Annotated in this window: 26 protein-coding genes; 7 read left to right on the top strand and 19 right to left on the bottom strand. The window is 64.1% G+C overall.

Going from position 1 to position 23192, the window contains the following annotated elements; all coding sequences use genetic code 11:
* Positions 1 to 196 precede the first annotated feature (196 nt).
* Positions 197 to 943, top strand: coding sequence for a helix-turn-helix domain-containing protein (locus A3ES_RS0136390; protein WP_020391768.1), 747 nt, complete (start codon positions 197 to 199; stop codon positions 941 to 943).
* Positions 943 to 1419 carry an NUDIX domain-containing protein gene (locus tag A3ES_RS0136385; RefSeq protein ID WP_020391767.1) on the top strand — a complete coding sequence of 159 codons (477 nt, stop codon included), beginning with the start codon at positions 943 to 945 and terminating at the stop codon, positions 1417 to 1419. Before A3ES_RS0136390 ends, A3ES_RS0136385 begins: the two co-directional genes overlap by 1 nt.
* A gap of 4 nt (positions 1420 to 1423) precedes the next feature.
* Here the strand turns inward: A3ES_RS0136385 and A3ES_RS0136380 are convergent, their stop codons facing one another.
* The 4 genes from A3ES_RS0136380 to A3ES_RS0136365 all read right to left on the bottom strand — a co-directional run bounded on the left by A3ES_RS0136380 (position 1424) and on the right by A3ES_RS0136365 (position 4687).
* On the bottom strand, positions 1424 to 1885 hold the full coding sequence (locus A3ES_RS0136380; RefSeq protein WP_026163533.1) for a PPC domain-containing DNA-binding protein: 462 nt from the start codon (positions 1883 to 1885) through the stop codon (positions 1424 to 1426).
* Positions 1872 to 3311 (bottom strand): XRE family transcriptional regulator, encoded by a 1440-nt coding sequence (locus tag A3ES_RS51860; protein WP_157630939.1) that lies wholly within the window; start codon positions 3309 to 3311, stop codon positions 1872 to 1874. The genes A3ES_RS0136380 and A3ES_RS51860 overlap by 14 nt, the downstream gene beginning before the upstream one ends.
* 82 nt (positions 3312 to 3393) lie before the next feature.
* Entirely contained in the window at positions 3394 to 3939 is a 546-nt protein-coding gene (locus tag A3ES_RS57290; protein ID WP_083933925.1) for an HD domain-containing protein, read from the bottom strand.
* 10 nt (positions 3940 to 3949) lie between these two features.
* A complete protein-coding gene (locus A3ES_RS0136365) occupies positions 3950 to 4687 on the bottom strand; it encodes a hypothetical protein (protein ID WP_020391763.1) in 738 nt (245 codons plus the stop codon).
* A gap of 72 nt (positions 4688 to 4759) precedes the next feature.
* Here A3ES_RS0136365 and A3ES_RS49650 point away from each other — a divergent pair, with 72 nt between their 5' ends.
* The 3 genes from A3ES_RS49650 to A3ES_RS0136350 all read left to right on the top strand — a co-directional run bounded on the left by A3ES_RS49650 (position 4760) and on the right by A3ES_RS0136350 (position 6685).
* Complete coding sequence (locus tag A3ES_RS49650) at positions 4760 to 4948, top strand: hypothetical protein (protein ID WP_020391762.1); 189 nt, start codon at positions 4760 to 4762, stop codon at positions 4946 to 4948.
* A gap of 79 nt (positions 4949 to 5027) precedes the next feature.
* Positions 5028 to 5387: a hypothetical protein gene (locus A3ES_RS0136355; RefSeq protein ID WP_020391761.1), complete on the top strand. Its 360-nt coding sequence runs from the start codon at positions 5028 to 5030 to the stop codon at positions 5385 to 5387.
* A 395-nt stretch (positions 5388 to 5782) separates the two neighbouring features.
* Positions 5783 to 6685 carry a hypothetical protein gene (locus A3ES_RS0136350; RefSeq protein WP_157630938.1) on the top strand — a complete coding sequence of 301 codons (903 nt, stop codon included), beginning with the start codon at positions 5783 to 5785 and terminating at the stop codon, positions 6683 to 6685.
* Here A3ES_RS0136350 and A3ES_RS0136345 read toward each other — a convergent pair.
* From A3ES_RS0136345 to A3ES_RS0136320, 6 genes are all read right to left on the bottom strand, one after another.
* Entirely contained in the window at positions 6650 to 7549 is a 900-nt protein-coding gene (locus A3ES_RS0136345) for an IS3 family transposase (RefSeq protein ID WP_020391759.1), read from the bottom strand. The genes A3ES_RS0136350 and A3ES_RS0136345 overlap by 36 nt on opposite strands.
* Positions 7546 to 7848: a transposase gene (locus A3ES_RS0136340; protein ID WP_157630937.1), complete on the bottom strand. Its 303-nt coding sequence runs from the start codon at positions 7846 to 7848 to the stop codon at positions 7546 to 7548. Before A3ES_RS0136340 ends, A3ES_RS0136345 begins: the two co-directional genes overlap by 4 nt.
* Before the next feature lie 161 nt (positions 7849 to 8009).
* Complete coding sequence (locus tag A3ES_RS0136335; RefSeq protein WP_020391757.1) at positions 8010 to 8198, bottom strand: helix-turn-helix transcriptional regulator; 189 nt, start codon at positions 8196 to 8198, stop codon at positions 8010 to 8012.
* A 320-nt stretch (positions 8199 to 8518) separates the two neighbouring features.
* Positions 8519 to 9442: a M78 family metallopeptidase domain-containing protein gene (locus A3ES_RS0136330; RefSeq protein ID WP_157630936.1), complete on the bottom strand. Its 924-nt coding sequence runs from the start codon at positions 9440 to 9442 to the stop codon at positions 8519 to 8521.
* A 33-nt stretch (positions 9443 to 9475) separates the two neighbouring features.
* Entirely contained in the window at positions 9476 to 10159 is a 684-nt protein-coding gene (locus tag A3ES_RS54575) for a hypothetical protein (protein WP_157630935.1), read from the bottom strand.
* A gap of 649 nt (positions 10160 to 10808) precedes the next feature.
* A complete protein-coding gene (locus tag A3ES_RS0136320) occupies positions 10809 to 11153 on the bottom strand; it encodes a hypothetical protein (protein WP_020391754.1) in 345 nt (114 codons plus the stop codon).
* 422 nt (positions 11154 to 11575) lie between these two features.
* On the opposite strand from A3ES_RS0136320, the gene mobF reads away from it, so the two are divergent.
* Together mobF and A3ES_RS0136310 are read left to right on the top strand one after the other, a co-directional pair.
* Positions 11576 to 15142: a MobF family relaxase gene (mobF, locus tag A3ES_RS51855; protein ID WP_020391752.1), complete on the top strand. Its 3567-nt coding sequence runs from the start codon at positions 11576 to 11578 to the stop codon at positions 15140 to 15142.
* Positions 15143 to 15357: 215 nt separating this feature from the next.
* Positions 15358 to 16005, top strand: a complete 648-nt coding sequence (locus tag A3ES_RS0136310; protein ID WP_020391751.1) for a hypothetical protein — start codon at positions 15358 to 15360, stop codon at positions 16003 to 16005.
* Between the two features lie 224 nt (positions 16006 to 16229).
* Here A3ES_RS0136310 and A3ES_RS54570 read toward each other — a convergent pair whose 3' ends face one another.
* The 9 genes from A3ES_RS54570 to A3ES_RS54565 all read right to left on the bottom strand — a co-directional run bounded on the left by A3ES_RS54570 (position 16230) and on the right by A3ES_RS54565 (position 22961).
* The gene (locus A3ES_RS54570; RefSeq protein ID WP_157630934.1) at positions 16230 to 16367 is read right to left on the bottom strand and encodes a hypothetical protein; all 138 of its coding nucleotides are present in this window, start codon (positions 16365 to 16367) and stop codon (positions 16230 to 16232) included.
* A 179-nt stretch (positions 16368 to 16546) separates the two neighbouring features.
* Positions 16547 to 17362 carry an IS21-like element helper ATPase IstB gene (gene istB, locus A3ES_RS0136300; protein WP_020391750.1) on the bottom strand — a complete coding sequence of 272 codons (816 nt, stop codon included), beginning with the start codon at positions 17360 to 17362 and terminating at the stop codon, positions 16547 to 16549.
* On the bottom strand, positions 17362 to 18576 hold the full coding sequence (gene istA, locus A3ES_RS0136295; RefSeq protein WP_020391749.1) for an IS21 family transposase: 1215 nt from the start codon (positions 18574 to 18576) through the stop codon (positions 17362 to 17364). Before istA ends, istB begins: the two co-directional genes overlap by 1 nt.
* 18 nt (positions 18577 to 18594) lie before the next feature.
* Positions 18595 to 18828 carry a hypothetical protein gene (locus A3ES_RS0136290; protein WP_157630933.1) on the bottom strand — a complete coding sequence of 78 codons (234 nt, stop codon included), beginning with the start codon at positions 18826 to 18828 and terminating at the stop codon, positions 18595 to 18597.
* Positions 18829 to 18971: 143 nt separating this feature from the next.
* Positions 18972 to 19214: a hypothetical protein gene (locus A3ES_RS0136285; protein WP_157630932.1), complete on the bottom strand. Its 243-nt coding sequence runs from the start codon at positions 19212 to 19214 to the stop codon at positions 18972 to 18974.
* 11 nt (positions 19215 to 19225) lie between these two features.
* Complete coding sequence (locus tag A3ES_RS0136280; RefSeq protein WP_026163532.1) at positions 19226 to 20293, bottom strand: hypothetical protein; 1068 nt, start codon at positions 20291 to 20293, stop codon at positions 19226 to 19228.
* Positions 20290 to 21258 (bottom strand): hypothetical protein, encoded by a 969-nt coding sequence (locus tag A3ES_RS0136275; protein ID WP_020391746.1) that lies wholly within the window; start codon positions 21256 to 21258, stop codon positions 20290 to 20292. Before A3ES_RS0136275 ends, A3ES_RS0136280 begins: the two co-directional genes overlap by 4 nt.
* A 239-nt stretch (positions 21259 to 21497) precedes the next feature.
* Positions 21498 to 22331, bottom strand: a complete 834-nt coding sequence (locus tag A3ES_RS0136270; RefSeq protein WP_020391745.1) for a class I SAM-dependent methyltransferase — start codon at positions 22329 to 22331, stop codon at positions 21498 to 21500.
* Positions 22332 to 22778: 447 nt separating this feature from the next.
* A complete protein-coding gene (locus tag A3ES_RS54565; protein WP_020391743.1) occupies positions 22779 to 22961 on the bottom strand; it encodes a hypothetical protein in 183 nt (60 codons plus the stop codon).
* Positions 22962 to 23192 lie beyond the last annotated feature (231 nt).

Genomic DNA, 23192 nt, shown 5'->3' with positions numbered 1-23192 from the left:
CGAAAAGCTGTCTTCTTCACATTGGGACTGCCCCTTGCACTAGCCAAGCGGTGATGGTCATCCACAGGCACGGAGCCATCGTTCTGCCTCACCGGCAGTCGAATGAGTAGCGTGTTGGCGAAGAAGAGGGGATCAGAGACTCCGACGGTGTCTTAGTTCGCCTCAAAATGTCCCGAAATGTCTTAGGTTAGGGTCTGTGGCGAACGAACGGCTGCGGGCGGCGATGGTGGAGCAGGGGCTCACTCATCTCGCGCTCGCCGAAGAGCTCGATGTGAACGTGAAGACGGTCGAGCGCTGGGTCGTGGGCGAGATCGTTCCATTCCCCCGGAACCGGCACCAGTTGGCCACCAGGCTGGGTCGTGACGAGTCCTATCTCTGGCCGGACGCGCTGCCGCGGGATCGGGTCGCCGTCGTGTCGGAGAGCGAGATCATTCGGGTCTATCCGCACCGCTCCGACATGCCGCGCGACGACTGGCTGCGGGTGTTCGAGTCGGCCACCAGCGAGATCGGAGTCTTGGTGTATGCCGGGCTCTTCTTCGCTGAGGACACGGGTCTCGAGCGGATCCTTCTGAAGAAGGCGAAGGCGGGAGTCCGGATCCGGATGACCCTCGGCGACCCGGACGACGCGCGCATCGCCGAGCGCGGCGAAGAGGAGGGAATCGGCGACGGTGTCTCCTACAAGATCCGCAACGCGCTACTCCTCTTTCGCCGGCTTCGAGCGACCGACGGTATCGAGTTCCGGCTGCATCACACGGTCCTCTACAACTCGATCTATGTCATCGACGACCAACTGCTGGTGAATACGCATATCTACGGACTGCCTGCCGCACGGGCCCCGATCTGGCATCTCAGGAAGGTGCCAGGCGGCGAACTCGCGCAGCTCTATCGGGAGAGCTTCGAGCACGTCTGGAATCTCGCCCTCCCACTGCCCGAGGAGGACTGATGTCCAAGAGAATCGACTACTACGACGACCCCGAAGCGCCGGCTGCGAACAGCATGGTTCCCTCGACCAACGTCATCATCGAGAACGATGCCGGCGAGCTTCTGATGATCCGCCGCTCCGACAACGGCAACTGGGCTGTTCCCGGAGGCGCGATAGATCTCGGCGAGTCACTCGCTCAGGCCGCGGTGCGCGAGACGAAGGAAGAGTCGGGCATCGACTGCGAGGTGATCGATGTGGTCGGCATCTACACCGACCCCAAGCACATCATCCTCTACACCAGCAACGGCGAAGCACGCCAAGAGTTCTCGATCGTCGTGCAGGCCCGTGCCACCGGCGGGGAACTCACGACAAGTTCTGAGTCCACCGAAGTCCGCTGGATTGCTCGTTCCGACCTCGCGGAGCTTCAGATGGACCGGTCTATGCGACGCCGCATCGAGTACTACCTTGAGAATCCGGCCACGCCGTACATCGACTGACCTGTCAATCACCAAAGGTCAGCAGCGGTACGTCGTACAGGTCAGGGCGCGGGATCCGGGTGAATCCCGGCGACTTCACCTCGACGACATACATCTCGGTCAGAAACTGAACCTTTGCACCGAGGAGATGGCTGGTGTGCGCGGTGGCGGACTGCGCCTTCAAGCCAACTGACACATGGATGTGAGGGCGCACGGTCCCTGTGGCTTTGTCGTACGCCAGAGTGCCACCGCCGAAGGCCTCGACGTTCTCGAGATGAACAGAACTCCAGACCGGTGCATCCGGGTTGTCCAGCTTCTCGCAGGTACCGACGAGCTGGACCTCTCGCAGGCCGGCGATAAACATCGGGATGAAACCCTGCCGCACGTCATGTTCGGTGCAGAACTCGGCGAGCGCTGTGTAGAAGTCGTCCCCATGGTCGAAGTGGACGGCAAAGGTCCGGCCCATGGCGAGCTCAGCTGCATGCAAGATAGGTCCCTTCGATTGCGTCGATATGCGCAACGTAGCGAATCGCGGTATCAAGACCTCGAGTGGACAAGTGACGACTCCGCGGCTGAGCGATCCCGTCGATGCCCGCAATAGCCAACTCTTCACACCTGCGCCGAAACCATCGCCAGGACACGCCGAGGTAGTCAGCCATCGCCTCCAACCGCCCCGCCGAGCATTCGCAGGCGATCACCGACTCAGCGGCAAGCCGCCTGTCCATCTCCCAGTACGCCGAATTGCGCCGTGGCCGAGCATCAACCTGCCAGATCCCCTCACCGCCCAGCCAGTTGGCCTCAATCGCCTCATCGGCGAGAACAAAACCCCCGACCTCACCCATCGTGGGATCACCTGTGAGCTCAACCGTGATCCCGAATGCCTCCATCAGAGCCATCGCAAGCAAGAGAAGTACCCGCTCATAGCGCGGCGAGGCGTCGACCTCGGACTCGGGAACGCAGAATGCTCGGCGCATCCCGACGAAGCGCCTTGACGTGTACCTGAGGTACTCGAGCTTGTGCGTCCACAGCAGCCAGGACGAGGCTTCCTCGCCACGCTGTTCCCTGGTCCAGAAGAACGGTGTCTCGGAGAGCCGGCCCAGGTGCCGGCTGATGTGCCGCGAGCAGAATGTTGAGCCCAGCCATTGGCTGGTGATCGCGTTGAGGTCCGGGACCTCGCTCATCGCAGCCTCAGAGGCCGACTGCTCTACATAATGAGCCAGCCTCGCCTGACTCGCCGCCAACTGGGCATCGTCGGCCAGCAGTGCACTGTCGGTGTTAACGACCGCCCAGATGATGCCAGTGGTGAAGTCGTCGATCACGTTGGCAGACGCCACCGGCTGACGATTGGTCTGGCGACCGGCTCGTCGCACAAACCTGCGGGCGTCGGATACGTAGTACTTGCCATCGGCATCGGATGTGACGACCGCACTCCATCGATCGGTACGGCGAAGAGACGCGGTCAGCTGTTCAGACGGTTCGATCATCAGCCAGTCGAACCCGGCCTCGTCGGCAGGGCAATGGTGCACCAATAGCTCGGCTCCCGCGAATGACTTCCCGGCTGGCAGCTCGACAATGCTGCTCATCCCAACCGGAAGAAGCGCGCGCCCCTCGATCAAGTCGGGCAGAACAGCCGGCGACGACTCGGATGTGCTGCGCTGCCTGCGCCGGTTGACGAAGCCGAGATCCAAGGGATCTGGCGCCCGGAGAACCTCGCAGAGCGCGGCGCGAGCGTCAGCGGATGGCCACGAGTACCACCCGCGCTCCCAGTCTGAGATCGACTTCGCGGTGATCACTACTTCTCGCCCAGTAGCCCGGTAGATCGCAGCATTGGCCTGATCAGCCAAGCTCGCCTGCGACAACGCTCCTCGAGCTTTTCGCAAGGCCTCGTTCGGTTGTCGGTCGCGACCACTCATGCCACAAGACTGCAGCGTCCCCAGCGGACAAGGTCACGGCATGATGGGACATTTCGAGATGTCTCAACGCTCAGAAAACGTCCTAGCCGTCAGCCAGTCGGCGGCGTACATTCCGCGCAGACTCCAAGAGAACCGGCTTGGCGCGAGTGACTGACCGATAGACAACGTGATCAGCTGGGTAACGCGTCAAGATCTCACTCAGCCGCTCGTCGACGTCCACCGGCCGACCATCCGCACCCGCTGTCAGGTCGCAGTAGGTCAAAGCATCGAGCAAGTCCTGACTGGGCGCCGCGAACTCATCTGCCAGGGCGACGATCCCACGCTCAGCCGCCTCGATGACGGCGCAGCTGTGGTGAGCTACCAGGCGACAGAGGAGCTCATCGGCTCCCAGTACATCGCGGAGGTGGCGTGCGCCGTCCAGCGGATGAAAGCCCGTGGCCGTGATGGTCGACGCATATCCAATGTCATGCAACCAACCAGCGACTTCCACGAGCTCGGCCTCAGGGCCCAGCACCTCAGCTAGTTCACGCGCACGACCCGCGACACACTGGGTGTGTGCCCATCGCCTGGGCAGCTCCTGTGCAAGCAGATCGCGAGCCAACGCCTCCGCGTCTGTCGCGCTGATCATCTTGCCGACACTACATGCGGCTGGCCCTCGCCGCAGCGGGTCGGCCAAGTGACCAGATTCGTTCAAAGCTGGTCAGGTAGGACTGGAACATCTCGCTCTCGTCACCACCACGGAAGTGATAGACGGGCGACTGGGCTGCAGGAATACCAAGGGCATGCTGGTTGACCAGCAGTTGGCCGTCCGATCGATACATCGAGTTGTAGAGGACGGTGTCGTGCAACCTGAACTCGACATCGTCGCGCTGAAGGAGTGGGTTCAGTAGAGCGATCGCATTGCGGATCTTGATGCTCATCGCCTCGCCGATCTCCTCCTCGACACCCCGACGATCGACGTTGCGCCCATCGGGGTCACCGAGGGCGATCCGCACTCGTACGCCCTGCGCGGCCTTCTCACTGAGGAGTTGAACGAGCCTTGCATCCTCGGCCAGGAACAGGGCGCTGTAGGCAAGTACTCCGATCTCAGACGTCGCCGAGGCGAAGAGCGCCTGCCAGACCGTCTGGGTGATCGCCATCCTGCGCGGGTACACCGCTACGAGTTCGGCGGGATGCTCTTCTACGGGGCCCAGTGTCGGCCAGAGCACTGCCTCCTCGACCTGTAGGAGCCGTGCCAGCGCGCTTCGACTGTGCGGGTGGGGCATTTGACCGCGCAACCAGTTCCGAACCGTCTTCGGATCGACAGCCAGCCTCGCAGACAGATCCGCCTCGGTGAATTGAGCGTCACGCATCGCGCTCCGCAAGACTTTGTTCACTACCGTCGCATCCTTACCAACGAGTAGATGTCTGTAAATGTCTAGTCGGACGGTAGCACGAAATGTCCCTAAATGTCCGTGAATGAGGTGCCGCTGTCCGCCCTTCAAGAGCAGGCTTGGAGCACTCTCGGCGACAGTCGCCGAACCCCCCGAGAAGCGAAGGATCAGCAGCCGATGAACGTCATCGCAGTACCCCGCCGCATCTCGCGCCGGCGGATCACGAACGAGCCGGTGGGGGCGCTAGATGCCCAACTGTCGTGAACGGCTCTCATTGGCGCTCGCGGTGCGCGGGACTTTGGAAGCGCCTGATCGATGCGTTTCGCCGCTGGCGGGACGAGGCGTGAGCCTCTTGGAGGAGCCCGGCCAGTTCGACGATGACCTCGATAGGCCGCTGCTGGTTGGCTATATCAGGCGCGAGTTGATAGCCACCGACGCCCAAGTCCAGGAGGTCGAACGTCGAATGTCGCTCTTCGCTGATACCCAACGCTTCTCGATTGGCTTCATCTTCATCGACAAGCCCGGCATCTGGCCGCCAGTCTTCGAGTCCCTGACTGGGGCAGTTAGGCGCCACGAGGTTACGGCGGTGGTCCTCCCAAGCCTCCTGCACTTCGCAGTACTCGGGGCAACCCACGACATCAAGGGCACGTTCGAGCGTGCCACCGGCGCACGAGTCCTGTTGCTCGACTCCCTCAAGATCTGACGGAGCCGGCGGGGAGTCCTCAGCCCCTCCGTGCGATGTGATCGCCGCACCACCCGCCGGCTCCGTCATCCAAGAACGCCCCTGCCCGAGCGCCCCGACCCCTGTATCTCTTGCGGGCTCGGGCAGGGGCCTATCCCACCACCTGAACTGGAAGTGAAGAGACGAGGGAGACTGGCCTTACCCGGGCGGCTGAGGCACCCGCTCGCCTGGAGACTAGCCGGGTGACTTCCTTCAGTGGCTACTTCTTCCTAATCCTTTGCAACGTGGTCCTAGTCCTCCTGCTCCTGCTGGTCAGCGTCGGCTTCTACTGGCCACTGGTTGCTCAACGATTCGGCGGTACGCCGCGCACATCCGCATCAACAATCGTCATCGCCTCGATACTGACCACTCTGGCGATGATTCCATTCCTCGGCTTGCTCGCGCTGGCCGCACCATGGCTGGCCGAGGCAGCCACGGCCATCGTCCTGGTCTTCGCGACCTGTGCGTCAATCTATGTTCGCCGGGGAACGACTCGGGTCGTTGCCAAGCGCTTCGCCTGGCTCAGTGACTACGGCATCCCCGATCCGGTGATCCGTGATCTGACCCGAATGAAAGTGGTGGCCGAGCTAGCAACCGGATCTTTCTTCGTCGTGCTGGCATTGCCCATCCTGGCCATGATCTCGGCCGCCGCTCATCGCCTCGATGCTGCGGTTTATCCGGCAGCTCTCCTGGCATTCTTCGCCACCAGCGCGATCTTCGTCGGCGGAGTGATCCTGCTGGGACGGCTCCGCGAATCCGTCGGAGTTCTCGCAGCACTCGGATACCTCTGCGACCCCGCTACTCAGCCTGGCGCCTACCGACAACCAGTTCTCAGCCGATGGAATTCCGCCTACATGACCGAGAAGGAGATCTGGATGAGTCATGTCGCTGCCCAGCAGCCGATTCTCAACTCCATCAGGCAACCTCTGCGACGTCTGCTCCGGCGCAGGTCCAGATACCTCAGCGGCATCGACGGCACCCACTTCATGAAGGAGACGAAGCCACTCTTCGAGGAGTTGATTGCATTATCCAGAGCCGAGGGCGACGTGAAGCGAAGCCCGGTGATAGTCAGAGTGGTGAGGCTCGTCGCGCTCGGCGACATCGAGGTTCTGGGCCCCGAGGCGGTCATGTCTGCCGACCCCAGCGATCACCGAGCATGGAATCAGTGGTCACTGAGACGGATCGCAGGCGTGATCACGGTGGGGTTGACCCGTTTTGACGGACAGGGTTGGTGTGGGGTTGGTTCACGCTACCTGTTCGGTGGCGGTGGTGATGGTTGATTCGAATGTGGCGGGGCTGAGGTAGCCGAGGGTGGAGTGTCGGCGGCGGGTGTTGTACCAGCCTTCGATGTAGTCGAAGATCGCGCTGGTTGCGGCCTTGTGGGTTGGCCAGGTGCGGCGGTGGATCAGTTCGGTTTTCAGGGTGGAGAAGAATGATTCGGCGACGGCGTTGTCCCAGCACTGGCCTCGTCGTCCGACTGACAAGACGACGCCCAGATCCTTTGCCAGGTTGGCGTATTGGGTTGATGTGTATTGGCAGCCGCGGTCGGAGTGGAACACCACCCCGGGTGCTGGACGGCGCCGGTTCACCGCATCGGTGAGGGCCTCGGCGACCAGGTCGGTGCGGAGATGGTCAGCGACTGCCCAGCCGACGACACGGCGCGAGGCCAGATCGATCACGGTGGCCAGGTAGAGCCAGCCTTGCCAGGTGTGGATGTAGGTGATGTCGCCGCACCAGCGGGTGTCCAGGGCCGCTGGCTGGTCGGGGTCGATGGCGAAGACACGGCCGATCAGGTCCGGGCGGTGGGCGGCGGCCGGGTCGGCGATAGTGGTCTTCTTCCACCGCCGCGGGGTGCGGCCATAGCGGTCGATCTGGCGCATCAGGCGCGCGACCCTCTTGCGGGAACACCGTTGCCCCTGGTCTCGCAGTTCGTGGTGGACTCGCGGGGAGCCATAGGTCTGTTTGGACTCGTCGTGGATCTCGACGATCTTCGCGGTCAGCTCGGCATCACGCCGGGCATGGCGCGAGCCGGTGCCGGCCCGGTCTGCGTAGAAGGCGGAACGGGAGACCAACAGCAGCTCACAAGCCCTGGCGACGTTGTGGTTGCCAGCCTTTTCCGCCTCGATGAACGGGTAGCAGTTCACCGGGTCTCCTTCGCGAAGAAAGCCGTGGCACGCTTCAAGATATCGACGTCTTCACGCAGCCGGCGGTTCTCCCGCCGCAACGCCGCCAGCTCGTCTTTCTCACTGGTGGTCAACCCGCCGTCGCCGGTACCAGCGTCGCGTTCGGCCTGCTTCAACCACTCACGCACCGCGGTCTGAGTCAGATCGAAATCCTTCGCGACCTGACCCACCGTCCGGTCGCCGCGCTGACACAGCTCGACGATCTCGGCCTTGAACTCAGGCGTGAACGAACGACGAGGCCGTGGCTTCTTCTTGCCCATGGACTCCATGATGAACATCCTTCCGGAGCAACCGCTCCTGATCTCGGATGTCCGTCAAAACGGGGCAGGCCCACGGTGATCACCGGCGTCATGGCTTCGATCCTTCCCATCGCAGACAAGGTCTGGCCATAGTCGAGTCACGACGGATCATCGTCGAGGAGCTAGCATTCGAGGTTGTCGAACCACTCGACGACCTCGTTGGACTTGTAGCGGAGATGCCGGCCGACCCGTCGTGCGGGCGGACCTGTCCCATCGCAACGCCAGCGATACAAGGTTGCCTTCGGCACCTTCAGGTACGCCGCTACCTGATCGGCGGTCCAGACCGGGTCTGGCTCAACCAGCGATGCCATCAGAGCCTCCAGTGCCGGCTCGCCGGGCGCGATCGGCTTTCAGGTTTCGGCGGATCTCGCGGGTGCTGCGGCCGAGGATCTCAGCTGCCGCGTCCGCCGAGCCGCAGACATGGGCCAGTTCGGCTGTCTCCGATTCTGAGCGAGCCTCTGCGGTGGCGACACGTTCGTCGCATCGCCGGATGGCCGCCTCCTTGGCCTGGATTGCTCGGGCCAAGGAGCTCTGCGCTTTGATCGCGCGAGTGGTGGCGACCTCTATCCTGCCCTGACGCTGACGTGCCCGCCGAAGCGCGGCGACTCTTTCGCTGGCTCCCATCGCCGACTCACAGCTCGGGACCGGTACGTTGAGCGTGCCAGTCGACATCCTGCGCGAAGGCTTTGCCGACCGTCCGCGGTACAGGGGATATCTGGTGACCAGTCGCCTCGAGGAACCGTTTTGCAGCGACCACTGCGCGCGTACCGATCGCCTTGACTACCGACTCGGGCGAGCGCGGCTCGACCCCCGCAGCACGGATCAAGACTCTGTCGAAGGACGAGGTCTCTACGGGCAGACCGTAGCGTGCCAGTGCGATGTGCGCGAACGAGTCGGCCTCGATTTCCGCAATGCCGTAACAAGCTTCGGTATTTCTCCGCGGAGCCGAGTGCATGCGTAGGTGGCCGACTTCGTGCGCTAAGCGGCCGACCGCGGCGACTGAGTCGAGCTGATTCGAGACCACGATTCGCCGTGCTTTGTGATCTGTGTAGCTGACCTGTTCGGGCGTCGTCCATCGAACGTCGACGGTGAAACCGTTAGTGCGCGAGTCTTGTTGCAATGCCTCCCAAAGCTTGCTGGTACTCCCCGGCGAGACCGCTGGCGGCAGCGAGATCCGAGGGCCAACAGTGTGCGCGAAATCCCACACGTTGGCCACCTGGAAACCGATGATCCCCTGCCGGATCGAGCCTTGCGGGTCCATCGTCGGCTCACCGCTCTCATCCTCAAACAGAACCTGGGACCGAACCGGTGCAAGGATCTTGATCGCGCCACTCTTCACGACCTGACGTCCCAACCTCTGCCATGCCGACGCCGCGGCGATGAAGTTTGCTTGAGGCATCTGAAGGTTGATGAGAACAGCATTCCCGAAGCCGTATGTCGGGAAGAGCGCCGCCGCGTCCAGCCATCGTGCCCACCCGGCTCCTGAGTTCAGCTTGCGAATCTCCTGCGTGAGCACAGCGTGCAAGACCTCGGCGCTCACATTCATTCTGCTCATGAGAAACCTCCTGCTCCTTGGTGCCTTGCTTGCTCAACGGCCTGGCGAGATGGGTTCTGGTCCTTGATCTGGAAATCCGGTGCTCTCAGCAACGAAGAGCCTCCGCGTCGCCAGCGGCGGCGGCATCATGCGCGCGTATTTGTCACCGATCGGGCGGCGATGGTGAGTAGTTCCAGACAGGCCGCGCGCCACGTCCGCAGCGATCGATAGATGCGCGGCGCTCTTGGCGAGAGTGTCGGTCAGCTCGCTGAAATACATAGCGATGCTGGTACGTGTCCAACGCGAGCTTGACCCGAGATGCAGGACGCGGCGGCTGGAGAAGGGTAAGGACGTGGAGGCCAAGTCTCGGAGTGGGATGAACAAGGAGCCGGTTCGGATCAGGTCATCCAAGGCAGCCTGTTGGTATCGCGCGACTCGGGCTGCTGCATCGACCAACTCGTCGAGCGCATCCAGTGCAGCAAGCGCCTGCCTGCGATGCGGTATCAGCTCCTTTGGAGACAGCAGACGATCCTCTGAGCGAACAAGGGCATCGAAGGTCGACTTCAGATCGAGGAAGGCGACTTCGCCTGGCGTGGCGCTCTGACCACCGACGTCCGACAGCCGTCGCTGCCATGAGCGTGCGGCCCGTGCGGCCCCTGTATCGAATGCACCTAAGGCTTCTCGCAGCCGCCCTACGTCGACCAGCACCTGCGCATCCAAACCGAGTTCTCCGGCCACAGACGAAACGCAGTCTGCAAGGTGCCATGCGTATCCGCAGGCAGTACGAAGTTGGGATGTACCCGACCGCAAGTCGCGGGTCAATAAGGTGCGTGGCTCGACTTCCTGATGGGCGTGTTCCCACCGCGCGGCCGACCATGCAAGCGACGAAAGAGCGTCGGTGCCGAACTGCGGACGAGATGTCGTCAAGTTCCGGAGCGGTCCCAGTCCGTCGCTAGGGCCTCCGTGTCGGCTGATGCGGTGTAGCCGGAGCATCATCCGGTGGACTCGGAGCCCCATCGGTCTGTACCTCGGAAGCCCCGAGTCGCGCAGGACGGCCCGGCCTGCGATTTCCGCAATCGCCGCCACCTCGGCCCGCGCCGCGATAAGGCTCGCTGAGTTGTCTAGGGCTGTGGCGTTGTGGGCATCCTGAGCCGCCAGCAGGTCAGCCCCTGTCCCGATCAGCCGAGCGAGTCGGACAAGATCGCCATCCCCGTTCCCGGCTGGTACATGGAGCACCTTGGTTAGCTCCAGGTCGTCGCGCAACCAACGTAGGTGTGCCCTCGTGGCGACCAAGACCGACTGCCAACCATCGAGAAGACCAACCAGGTCGTGGTGCTGGGCCTGATGCACCTCCACCGCGGCCCGCCGTGCAGCACGCAACAGGTCCTCATACGTCGCGCGCATCCTGAACTCTCCGGACGTCCGCTGCGGCTGACTTGAGTGCGTCGGCGAGCGCCAGTCGCCAACTGACGTCCTCGATAGGTACGTCCAGGTCGTTCAACACCCCGGCCGCCTCGTCGTACAGGGCTGCCGGATCACCAGTCAGATCGCCGGCGTACCTGAGATACGGGACGATCCCGAGGAGCTCGCACACCCGGTACCGGCTAAACGCCGTCATCGCCCATCTGCCGTCGACCGCGGTCACCTCCGCTGCCTCGACAATCGCCTCCGCCCGCGTGGCTAGTTCGGTCACCCGTCGGCGGACATCCCCACCGTCATTGAGGTTGTTCATTGCACATCCCTTCGGTTGCCCACGGCCACTCAACGGACGTGAGCCCGAAGGTTTGGGCCAACGGAAGGGACAGCCACCGTCACACTTCTTGCAATCAAGGCGTTTCAGCCGCTGAAACGGCCTCAACGTGCTCGTCCTCGGCTCGCCGTTGACTCAGTTATGGAGAACCCCAGCAGCCAATCCGACGACAACCACGAGCTACGTGATCGCACCTGTGAGTACTGCGCGGAAGTCTTCGTCTTACGCCGATCTGACCAGCGGTTCTGCTCGGATTCGTGCCGCCTACGCAACTGGCGCAGCCGCCGGAAACCGCCCGGCCGTACTGCGGTACTGCTCGCCGAGATCGAGCAACTCAGGCACCAAGTGGCAGAACTCGAGCGAACCAACGACTCTCTTCGGCGAGCCATCGGGCGGACCGAATCATGCTGACCATCCACCGCCTGACTGCCGGGGACGGATACAAGTACCTTCTCCGGCACGTCGCCTCCGGCGACGTCGATCGGCACCTGACCACGCCCCTAACGGCGTACTACAACGCTTCGGGTTACCCACCTGGCCGTTGGACTGGCACGGGCCTGGCCGGTCTGGGGAATGGCGGGCTAGCCTCCGGCTCGCGGGTGACCGAGAGTCAGATGGCCGCATTGTTCGGTCGGGCTGAGGACCCGGTCACGGGGCAGACGCTCGGTCGTCCCCACCGGGTTTTCGAGAGTCCTTCGGTGCGGATCCAGGCTCAGATCGATGCACTGGATTCGGGCCTGGATGACATCGAGAGACGCGCAGCAATCGACCGGATCAGGGCCTCAGTCATGCGTCAGAAGAGCAAGCAGGCAGTGGCCGGTTTTGATCTGACGTTCTCTCCGGTCAAGTCAGTTTCGGCGCTCTGGGCAACAGCTGATGTCGGCATCCAGGAACAGATCACCCTCGCCCATCACGAGGCAGTCGCCGACGTACTCGGCCTGCTCGAGCAGCACGCGATCCTGACCCGCACCGCAGATCAGGGCATGGCGCAGATCGAGACCCGCGGGCTCATTGGCGCCGCATTCGATCACTGGGACACGCGTTCGGGTGATCCACAGCTGCACACCCATGTCGTCGTCGCCAACCGAGTCCAGGGGACTGACGGTCTATGGCGGGCCATCGACGGGCGAGTGCTGCTCCGCTCGGTGGTTGCCATGTCGGAGATCCACAATGTTTTCCTGGCCGACAACCTGAGTCGGCGCTTGGGCGTCGATTGGGAGCTACGACCACGCGGGAAACGCCGCAATCCGGCCTTCGAGATGAGCATCGTTCCCGACAAGTTGATCGAGGAGTTCTCGGCCAGAACCAAGCAGATCGAATCGAATCTCGCTGCGCTCCTGGCCAAGCGCAGTGACGGTCTGCTGCCACCTGGTCGGAACGAAATGTACGTACTGCGACAACGCGCGACCCTCATGAATCGTCCACCAAAGCATCTGGCGCGACCCCTCGAATCGCTCATGCGGGACTGGCGGCGAAGGGCAGACATGATGGTCGGCCGAGAGGCGCTCGAGTCGATTCAACAGTCGCTCGACCAAGCCGGCGATCGACCGATGTCGGCAGCTGATCTCAGCCCGCAGACGATCGAGGCGTACGCCGCCGCGACCGTCATCACGTTGCAGACCAAGCGGGCCACCTGGACCCGCTGGAATCTGCTGGCAGAAGCCGCACGGCAGACGCGCCTGATTCGGCTGGTGTCGTCGACCGAGCGCTTCGCAGTACTGGAGTCGATTGTCGAAGGTGCCGAGAAGCAGTCGATCAGTTTGACGGCGCCAGAGGTCGTCACGGTGCCTGTGACCAGGGCCGACGGCGCGAGCGTGTTCACGATTCACAACGGCCAGATCTTCACCTCACCGGTGATCCTCGGAGCAGAGTCTCTCCTACTGGACCTTGCCTGCGATGCCTCCGGCCCGACGATCCCTGCACCGGCGGCTCGGGGGTTGAGCTCGGACAAGGCGGCGGCGCTTCTTCGGATCGCTACCAGCGGTCAGAAGGTCGAAGCGCTGATCGGTCCTGCCGGTACGGGAAAGACCAGCCTGTTGTCGGCAATGACGACCAGCTGGGAAGCTGCACATGGCGAAGGGTCGGTCATCGCTCTCGCACCTTCCTCGGCCGCGTCAGCGGTGCTGTCCGACGCGATCGGTTCACCGGCCGAGAACATCGCCAAATGGATCTACGAGTCGGCGGGACTGGGCGCCGAGGAACGTCGTGATCGCATCCAGCAGACCGCGTTCGCAGTACAGGAAGCTCGTCAAGCAGGCCGTCGACGGCGAGAGCACCGGCTATCAGAACTCCTCGCCGCGCTGCGCGCCGAGCAGGATCGCTGGAAGTTCCGTTCTGGCCAACTGGTCATCGTCGACGAGGCCTCGATGGCCGGCACCATGGAACTCGCGACTCTAGCGCGAGACGCGAACTCTGCCGGAGCGAAAATCCTGCTTGTCGGCGATGATGCCCAACTGAGTGCGGCCGACACCGGCGGGGCGTTCCGCCTGATCGCACGCGACACCGAGGCCGCCGAACTCAGTGACGTCTGGCGATTCAGCAACGCCTGGGAACGAGAGGCGAGTCTGGCACTGCGAGCAGGTTCGCCTGACGTCATCGATCTTTACGACGAACAGAACCGACTCGATGCGGGCTCGACGGATGACATGGAAAGCGCGGCGTACCGCGCCTGGAAGGCCGACATCGCAGCAGGCAAGTCCAGCCTCCTCATCGCCGCCGACAACTCCGCTGTCGCCCGGCTCAATGCCCGGGCCCGGCTCGATCGGATCATCGCCGGCGAGGTCGAACCGGACGGAATCGTCCTGCATAACACCAACCATGTCGGCATCGGCGACCGCATCGTCACCCGCCTCAACAACCGCCGGCTGCGCTATGGACCAGACGGGTTCGTCCAGAACGGCGACGAGTGGACGGTCGTTCATCGCTGGAAAGACGGCTCACTCACGGTCGAGAACGCGAACCAGAATCAGGTAACCCTCCCAGCGGCCTACGTCCAGGAATCCGTCGAGCTCGCGTACGCCACAACCGCCCACCGAGCCCAAGGGGCAACCGTCGACACCGCCCATCTCCTCGTCACCGATCAGCTCACCCGCGCCCTCCTGTACGTCGGCATGACCCGCGGTCGCGACAGCAATCGCGCCTACGTAGCGACCCATCGATCGACCATCGAACTCCACGAACCACATCCCGAACAGACCATGCAAGACATCCTCGAGGCCATCCTCGAAAACCCAGGAGTCGAGCTCTCCGCCCACGAGGTCATGCGCCAGGAACTGGACAACGCCACTCGCCTCGATCGCCTGGTTCCGATCCACGAACACCTCTGCCAACTGGACGCCCGTAACCGCTTCGCCCCGGCCATCTCCACCAGCGGCCTAGACAGTGCCGACTTGACCGGGCTCATAGCCTCGTCGGTATACGGCCCTCTGATCAGTGCCCTCCGCCGCGCCGAGACCGCCTGCCTTGACGTCACCCAGGTACTCCACCGAGCCGTCCAACAGTCATCCCTGAACAACGCCACCGACATCGCCGCTGTACTACATGCCCGGGTCGAACGGCTGACCTCCAGAGCAGCACGCCGTACCGGCCACTGCCCGCCCCTCATCGCCGGCCTCATCACGCCGGCCGAACACGTCTCCGACCCAACCCTCATCGCCCCACTCCGCGAACTCGAGGCCCAAATCGCCCAACGCGCCGCCTGGCTGGCGGACAAGGCCGCGGCGGAGAAGCCGGCATGGCACCGACCGATCTCACGAGAACAACTTGTCGAAGTCGCCGCCTATCGAGAGCGCTACGGCGTCACGAGCCGAGCCTTCCTGGGCGACAAACCGCCAGCAACCGCCTTCGCCCAATCCACCCACTACCAGCGCCTCAGCACGATGACCAGCGAGGTCGCTGGCTCCAGCCGCACTTCCGCCGAGCCGGAGATGGACCCTCAACTGTCCGAGATCAGATCCCCCGGTGAGCGGTAGGCATGCAGCGGCGCCTGATGAGTCTCAGAGGACGAACTGGAGTTGCAGTCAACGATCTCTGGTAGTCGTCTTTCCAAGCCCCCTTCTCTATCGAAGTCGGGAGCGCGGCACCCACGATTGCCGTACCCCCACGCAGCGACGGCCTGGCCAAGCGAGGCATTAGTCTCCGCGGGGCACGGGTAGGCCATGATGGAGGCTCCAGGAGGTGTCACTCGATGTTTCGACCGCGCAACACGTTGCTCGAGGCCGCGCTGGCGTATGCCACAGCCGGTATCGCTGTCAGACCGGCGTACACGCTCGTGCGCGCACCGGCCAGGCATGACGCCTTCGGCCGCTGGATCTGCTCATGCGGTGATTTGCTCTGCGACGCCCCAGGTGAGCACCTCGCCGCCGAATCTGGTTGGACGACAGACCTCCACCAGGTCGCCGCGACCTGGCCGGAGACCCCTCCGAACCTGCTGATCACGTCCGGGGAACGAGTATCGTTCTGGCGAGTGCCGCGTGTCAGCGGCGCCGAAGGATTGAGGCTGTTCGAACAGCTGCGCCCCGGTCCATGGCCAGCGCATCTGAAGCTGCCCAGTGGGGAATGGCTGGTGGCGACTTTGCCACCGGCTGGAGACATCGAGTTGCCGACCGGTGTGGTTCATCTGGAGCCGGGTGTACCGGTGCTGGCGCCACCGTCGCGTCGGCTCCCGACCAAAAGCGGACTATTGGGGTTGTCTACGCGTACTCGCTGGCTGCAGGCATCGGGCTTCCCGCGCACGCCTCTGCCGACAGCCGAGGATGTCCTGAGGCTAGTCGGTCGGGCAGAGCTGGAGCGGATTGAGCTCCTCAGCGGCATCCGGACGGTCGACGTGGTTTAGCCGAGGAGGTCGTCAACGATCCTCTGATCCTCGTTGCGATCACCAGTTTTAGTACCGCTTTGTGGAGTTTGGTTGGGTTGGCATCTAGGGTCCGGCTAGAACCGCCTTCCAACCTGCTGGACCGGATCGCGGGCGCGGTCTACTGACGAAACCTGCGACCGCGATGTCGCGGCAGCCAAGCGGTTCTCGCCTTGATGATAGGCGCATGTGCTGAACCCCGGGAATCAGCCCCAATCGGCCCAGGCGATCCATCGTTGAGCTTGCAGCGACAACATCGCCGCGGTAGCAAAGGCGGCTTCGTCCCATCCCGACGCGAAATCGGTACGCGAATAGCGCTGGTCCAATGCGACCAGGTCTTCCATCAGCGGAGGTTGGCGCACTGTGACCGATCCCGACACGCTGACGAAACTACGGACAGAACCTTCCGTGACCTCGACGCACAATGTCGCCTGCCCGGTCCGTGCGACGTTGCGGGTCTTTGTCGACGGCGCTTGAAAGTTGGTCGGTTTCGGCGGTTGAAAAGTGTGCGGTTGTTGGCAGTCTAGGACTGTGTTTGGTCGGTGGTGGTGCGGATGCTGGGGAGGCTGTCGATGCCGCGTCCGCGGAGTCGGTAGCTGGCGCCTTTGAGGGTGAGGACGTCGGCGTGGTGGACGATGCGGTCGATCATGGCGGCGGCGACGGCTTGGTCTCCGAAGACACCGCCCCAGCCGGAGAACGGCAGGTTGCTGGTGAGGATCAGGGAGGCGTGTTCGTAGCGGGATGACACGAGCTGGAAGAACAGGTTCGCGGCGTCTTGCTCGAACGGGAGGTAGCCGACCTCGTCGACGATGATCAGCCCGTAGCGGCGCAGCCTGGCGAGCTCGTTGGGGAGCTTGCCGGCGCGGTGGGCGTCGGTGAGGCGGGTGACCCAGTCGGTCGCGGTCGCGAACAGGACTCGGTGTCCGTGTCGGGCGGAGACGACTCCCAGGGCGGTGGCCAGGTGGGTTTTGCCGGTGCCGGGTGGTCCGAGGAGTACGACGTTGCGGGCCTCGGTGAGGAACCCGCCGGATGCGAGTGCGGCGATCTGTTGGCGTGCTGCTGGTTGGGCATCGAAGTCGAAGTCCTCGAGGGTTTTGACGGCACCGAACCCGGCGGCACGGATCCTGAGTCGGGCGCCGGATGAGTTGCGGGCACTGACTTCGCGCTCGAGGACTGCGGCAAGGTAGTCCTCGTGGGTCCAGCCGGCATCTCGGGCTTGGTCGGCCAGCCGGGTTGCGGCCTCGGTGATCCGGGGTGCTTTCAGCGCGGCGGCCAGATAGGTGATCTGCTTGACCGCCTCCGTGGTCGCGGTGGGCTTCGTGGTTTTGGTGGTGGCCATCAGCTGATTCCTTCCTCGGCGGTGAGCCCGAATGCGCGGTCGTAGTCGCTGAGATCCCGGGCCAGATCATCACCGGCGACGACGGCGCGGGGTTGCTGGAACTGTTTGCGTAGCCAGGCGGCTGTCTGGACGTGGGCGGGGTCGGTGATGGTGGTTCCTCTGGCCCAGACCCGGCAGTGCTCGGCCACGATGCGGCCGTCTGCGCGGACCCGCACTCGTTCCAGGTCTGCGGCGACGTCGACCATCCGGCCGATCACAGTGGGGTCGACGGAGTAGTCGTTGGTGTCGAGGCGGACGTAGTAGTCGCGGCCCAGCCGGATCTTGTTGCGCCAGCCCAGATGCAATGGGATCGGCGGCAACGCCAGCATCGCGGCCCGATCCGTGTCGACCAGGTCCATCGGTGCGGCCTTGATCGTGCGGACCACTCGTGCGTTGGCCCGTGTGAGCCAGTCGGTGAACTGGGTGTTGAAGTCTGCCGGTGAGGCGAACGTCCGGCCGGGCATGAACGAGGTCTCGAACCAGCCGTTGCGGCGCTCCACGATGCCCTTGGATTCGGGGTCTCGGGGTGGCAGCAGCACCAGTTTGGTGGCCAGCGTGCCCATGAACGATCCCACGCCCTCCGCGCGGCGTTGGCCGCGGCCGATGCCGGGTTCGTTGTCCCAGATCAGCCGGCGCGGGACCCGCCCCAGTTGCCGGATCAGCTCCCATGTCCCCAGCAGCAGGTCCTCGGTCTTGCGGGTCGGGATCATCCGCGCCGTCACGAACCTCGAATACGCGGCCGTGATCACCAACACCGGCAGCAACTTCGCGCTGCCGTCTTCCAACGGGATCTTCCGCGGCGGAAACCACAAATCACACTGCGCCGCATCACCAGCCGCCCACACGATCCGGTCGGCCGGATCGATCGGGCGATGCGTCGGCCGCAACCGCGCCACGTTCTCACGGAACCACCGGATCGACCCGGTCCACCCGACCCGCTCGGCCAGCACCGTCGCCGGCATGTCAGGCGTCTGCTCCAGCAACTCCCGCACCCGCGGCTCGAACACCGTGAACGACGTCGGTGCCGGCCTGCGCTCATACCTCGGCGGCGCATCCGAGTTCACCGCCTTGATCACCGTCGTCCGCGAGATCCCCAGCCGCTGCGCGATCTGTGCCTTCGGCACCCCCTCAGCAGCCAACCTCCTGATCAGCGCCCAGTCCTCCAAAGTGATCACTCTCCCATCGTCGAGTGCTCACTTTTCACCGCCGAAAGTGTTCAGTTTTCGAGCGCCGCCGACAGTCTTCACCGCGTCCGCGCCAACGAGAACTCGGATCTCGTCCTCAACATGGAGGAAATGCACCGGAACCGAATGAATCCAGCCGGCCTCACTCAGCGACGAGAAGACGCCCACCAGCGGGCGCGAGAGCAGCTCAACGGTCTCCTCCCGACTAAGCCGCCGCCGATTCTCGTCAACGAACTCACCCACCGATTCCGAACCTGACACCATCAGCTCCCACCCCGCTCGCACTCGCCGAACTCCCTACGAAACATTACGTTCCACTCCGTTCCACCGCATCGGAGACGCGGCTCCCTGCGTCGACTACACCGTCCACAACGCAGACACCCTGCTCAGAGCCGACAAGTACCGACTGAACTTAAGGGTACATATGTTCGACCACCGTGCTCGAACGAGACGCCGAGGTCAGTGCCGACGATTCCGGCGTGGTGTTCCGTTCGGTTGAGCGCGAACGGCGCCGGTGGGGTGCCGTCCCAGCCAGCGCGGTCGTGCTCGCCCGTCAGCTGGGCGATCCGCTCGGCCGGCGGCTCGATGCGCGGGACGTCGTCGAGGGCGTCGAAGGTGGCTGCCCGCACCCACGGATAGTTCACGTTGTCGTTCGGATGCTGGTAGTGGGCGAGGGCGCCGCGGTCCTCCTGCACGACGACCTCGAAGTTCCGGTGATCGTGGGTCCCGTAGGTACTGCGGAACAGCGTCGCGGTTCCGCGGCACGACTCGGTGACGTACCCTCCGAAGTTCCACACGTGCGGATTCGGACCGGCCTTGTCGATCCAGACGTGCCGGAGTTGGGTTGCGCCGTTGGGAGCCGGACCGGCACGACCAGTTCGAGGTTCCCGTGCCCGGTCGAGCCGAAGTCGGGCTGGATCAGCGAGGGGCTACCGACGACGTCCCCGAACCCACGGAGTAGATCCTCGGCGGCGGCCTGCTGCGGGAAGCAGCTCAGCGTGCCCTGGCTGAGATCGCCCCAGAAGTGGCGCAGTCCTACCCGGTCGATCGGCGTCATGATCGGCACAACAACCTCGAAATGGCCGTGCCCGCCCGTTTGGAAGTCGGACTGGATGAGTGCCGGGCTGCCGACGATCACCTGGTCTGCGGGCGTTACCCAGTTGGCCTGCCGCCACGGGAAGCCGTCGGTGTTGTGGTCGCGCCAGTAGTGACGCAGCCGCGACAGGCCGCCCGGTTGGCGCAGCGCGACGACCACCTCGAAGTTCCCGTGCTCGTCAGGATCACCGTGGTCGGCCTGGATCAGCGCAGCCGAGCCGGCGACGTCGTCCTCGGGGCCGGTGATCCAGGCACCTGCCAGCCAAGGGCTCTCGGCGATGCTGTTGTCGTGTGCGTAGTGCCGCAGGCGGATGCGCCCGCTGTCCGTCCGGATCGGGACGACGACCTCGAAGTTCCCGTAGTCACCTGACCCGAAGTCCGACTGGATGATCGTGCCCGGATACGCGGCGCCGTTGGCGATCTGCTGGCCGCGGTTCCACGGCCGCCAGGGAACCGAGTTGTCCTGCCACCAGTGCCACAGCTCGTCGCCGTCGAGGATGCAGGCCTCGAAGTTCTTGTGCAGGCCGGCACCCAAGCCGGCCTGGATCACGCTGGCCGGTCTCAGCCGCTCGGCCGCACGGATCACCGGCCGGGCGCGGTGGGTGAACTTCACCCGGGCCGTGTTCGAGTTGGGTCGAAACTCTCCAGCACCAGCCGCACATCCGGTTGGGCCCCGTTCGGAAGCCGGTACGCCGGTATGACGTCGATGGGCGAGGTGATCGGAACCGAGCCGACCGCGATCCGTCCCTGGTAGTCGACCCGAATCTGCGCAGCGTCACCGCCAACCGGAAGTAGCCCGTGCAGCACGAGTGCCGCGCCCGGCCCGTCCGTTCCGCCGAGTCCGGCGTCCCAGTTCGTGGGGACCCGGAGCTCCGCCATCCAGTGGCGGCCGTTCAGCTCGAGCACCAGCAGGACGACGTCGCCCGGCCCGGCATCGCTCAGCGCGCGGACGGTCACGGTCTCGTCGAAGTTGACCTTCCGGACGTACGAAGACGCCGCGAACTCCGGCAGCGTGCGGTACAGGCACGCCGCCGAGGGCATCGGCCCGAACCGGTCCCAGAACCTCATGTCGGACGGAAACACGGTCAGCGGAACCGCTGAGTCCACGGGCCGGGTCCGCGGGTGGGCCGGATCGGATCCACCGAACGTCATTGCGCTCGTCACGCAATATATGGGTCGCCGTACACGACGCCGAACCCGTACGAATGCTCGAAACCGAGCGTGTGACCGAGCTCGTGAGCCATGTAGGAGTGGCTGCCGCAAAGTCCAGGATGGCCTACGACCCAACGTCGACCCGCCCGCACCGGCCGGCGACGGGTTGTCGAACATGAAGACGATCTTCGGCCCGGGATTCGGCAGATAGCCGGGCAGCGTGACGATGGCCCGCGCGATCGTTTCGTCCCTCGTCCGATGACTTTGCAGGTCACCGTTCGCGTCGTAGTACGTGTCGTGTGGCAGCCCGATGGACTGGATCGGCGTGACCACGCCGCCAGTCTGCAGGTCGAGGAAGCCAAACGTGGACTCCTGCCAGTAACGAGCCAGACTGTGGCCGGCATCGCTGAGAAAGATCTCCCGCATCGCACGGTCCTGGCCACCCCTGGGCTGATCGGCCCAGTGGAAACTGCTCGACAACGACCGGGGCCTGCAACATCCGCGCCTCCAACCCGTGAAGAGCCAATCGTCATGAGTCTGGCAGATCTTCCGGTGGCTACGGTGCAGGACCGGCGCGCCCTGATGAAGTCGCGCGCCGGGCCTGGAAGGAGCTAGTCAGGCGCCGCAGTCGGGCTCTGCGATGCCTCTCTGATCGAGCCCGGAAGTCAGGCACGCTTGCCGATTGCGAGGAGCAAAGAGCTCGCGTGCACAAGATGGGGCTGCTTGTCAGCCAGTCGCGAGCAGGCCAATGCGGTCTGCAGCGGATCCGGATCTCCGATCGTTTCCGGCAGCGGCAAATCCTTGAAATGCGCGTCGATAACAACGGTCAACCAGCCGCCTGGGCCGGTCAGCCCGGAGATCCTGACTCGGTCGACGAACGGGGCCAGCTCACTCCGCAGTTGCGCGACCGTGTGGTACGTCGTCTGGGCCATCCGCTCGTTCTCGACACTGAAGCCATCGTTCAGGATGTCCTCGACGACCTCACGCCGCTTCTGCAGCGTGTTGGCCAGAGTCGAGCCGATGAGGTTGGCGTTCCGGTTGATCGCGACGACCGCGAGAACGCCGCCAGGCCGCAGGACCCGGGCCGCCTCCCTGACTGCGACACGTCGTTCCGAAGGCTCGGTGAGGTGATACATCGGGCCGGCCATCAAGACAACGTCCTTGCTTTCGTTGTTCCATGGCAACTGCCGTGCATCTCCGATGACTGCGTTGATCCCGGCGGCCTTGGCCTGGTCGATGTGTCGCTCTACCGGGTCGAGGAGCACGACGTCGTGACCGAGCTTGGTGAGCCAAGCGGCATGGGTTCCCGGACCACCGCCGATGTCGGCGATCTGCGCCGGCGCGGTAGGCAGGTGCTCGGTAAGCAGGTCCTGGAGCCGCTGGAGTTCCAAGCGACCCTTGAGGGTCATCACCAGCCGGTCAGCTTCGATGTGGCGGTCGGTGTAGTGGTCGTGGATCTCGGGGACGACGTCCACGAGGCCTGCGTCCGAATCCGGCACGTACTGATCCTTTCGATTGCGCGGCCCCAGTGTTGAGGCCCGCGAAGTTTGCGGCTGGAACGGTGGGCGAGCGCGCCACCACTTCTGGCCCGCCCGCCCACCGGTTTGAGGAGAGTCCTCGTCCGTGAAACCCACAGAGGAAATGACGCGGTCTCACGGACGAGGACTCAGGCAGCGGGACCGGGGCTGGGCAGGTGGGATTGGAGGTTGCACCTGCCCGGCTGAAGGGCCCGGTCCCGCTGGTTCAGGTGGGCCTTTCCACGGTCGTGGAGGGATCCTGGTGGGCTGTGATCTGCTCGTGGGTGACCCGCAGGGTAGGAAAGCGGCGCCTCATAGCCCCGGCGTGCCGTGCGGCGAGCGCCGGCTCGGCGCTGTAGCTGGCGATCGGGAAATCGCCGAACCAAACCTGCACGTGGTCCCGCGACTCATGTGACGCGAAGGTCGACATCACAGGTCCCGCAGCTCCTGATTGATGTCGCGCACGATTCCGCCGTACATGAACGCTGCGAGGACGATCAGGCCGTACTGGACGGCGGTGTGGGCTGAGGCCACAAGCCAATAGCCGGTCACGAGCTTCTCCCCATGGTCGGTCGGGTGGATCCACGGAGGCGGGAAGGATGAGGTTGGCAACCCGCCTCCGTGGTGATGCTCAACTACCAAAGCGGACCAGGAACCCTATCGGCCAGGGATCAGACGTTGCCTCGCTGTTGCGTCCTACGATCGACGTTGCGTCGATGTTGCCTCTCCCTGGATTTGTTGCACATAAGGCACTCTGAAGCTTGGAAAGTTGCTTGCTGCAGGCAAGGAAAAGGAGGCGCGACGCAAGGAGGCCACGCATCCAGGGTGGCATGCGCGGCTCAT

Origin of the sequence: Kribbella catacumbae DSM 19601, from assembly GCF_000372465.1 — a bacterium.
In the GTDB taxonomy this organism is placed as follows: domain Bacteria; phylum Actinomycetota; class Actinomycetes; order Propionibacteriales; family Kribbellaceae; genus Kribbella; species Kribbella catacumbae.
The sequence above is the reverse complement of the archived record's forward strand: the minus strand, read 5'-3'. Positions and strand labels throughout refer to the sequence as shown.

Bases quoted from the DNA above. Each gene is read 5' to 3' on its own strand.
- A3ES_RS0136340 (WP_157630937.1), bottom strand. From the start codon at position 7,848: ATGGGCAAGAAGAAGCCACGGCCTCGTCGTTCGTTCACGCCTGAGTTC.
- istB (WP_020391750.1), bottom strand. From the start codon at position 17,362: ATGGCCACCACCAAAACCACGAAGCCCACCGCGACCACGGAGGCGGTC.
- A3ES_RS0136335 (WP_020391757.1), bottom strand. From the start codon at position 8,198: ATGGCATCGCTGGTTGAGCCAGACCCGGTCTGGACCGCCGATCAGGTA.
- A3ES_RS0136330 (WP_157630936.1), bottom strand. From the start codon at position 9,442: ATGAGCAGAATGAATGTGAGCGCCGAGGTCTTGCACGCTGTGCTCACG.
- A3ES_RS49650 (WP_020391762.1), top strand. From the start codon at position 4,760: ATGTCCGTGAATGAGGTGCCGCTGTCCGCCCTTCAAGAGCAGGCTTGG.
- mobF (WP_020391752.1), top strand. From the start codon at position 11,576: ATGCTGACCATCCACCGCCTGACTGCCGGGGACGGATACAAGTACCTT.
- A3ES_RS0136385 (WP_020391767.1), top strand. From the start codon at position 943: ATGTCCAAGAGAATCGACTACTACGACGACCCCGAAGCGCCGGCTGCG.
- A3ES_RS0136350 (WP_157630938.1), top strand. From the start codon at position 5,783: ATGATTCCATTCCTCGGCTTGCTCGCGCTGGCCGCACCATGGCTGGCC.
- A3ES_RS54570 (WP_157630934.1), bottom strand. From the start codon at position 16,367: ATGGAAGACCTGGTCGCATTGGACCAGCGCTATTCGCGTACCGATTTC.
- A3ES_RS0136320 (WP_020391754.1), bottom strand. From the start codon at position 11,153: ATGAACAACCTCAATGACGGTGGGGATGTCCGCCGACGGGTGACCGAA.
- A3ES_RS57290 (WP_083933925.1), bottom strand. From the start codon at position 3,939: ATGATCAGCGCGACAGACGCGGAGGCGTTGGCTCGCGATCTGCTTGCA.
- A3ES_RS0136275 (WP_020391746.1), bottom strand. From the start codon at position 21,258: ATGCGGGAGATCTTTCTCAGCGATGCCGGCCACAGTCTGGCTCGTTAC.
- A3ES_RS51860 (WP_157630939.1), bottom strand. From the start codon at position 3,311: ATGAGTGGTCGCGACCGACAACCGAACGAGGCCTTGCGAAAAGCTCGA.
- A3ES_RS0136310 (WP_020391751.1), top strand. From the start codon at position 15,358: ATGTTTCGACCGCGCAACACGTTGCTCGAGGCCGCGCTGGCGTATGCC.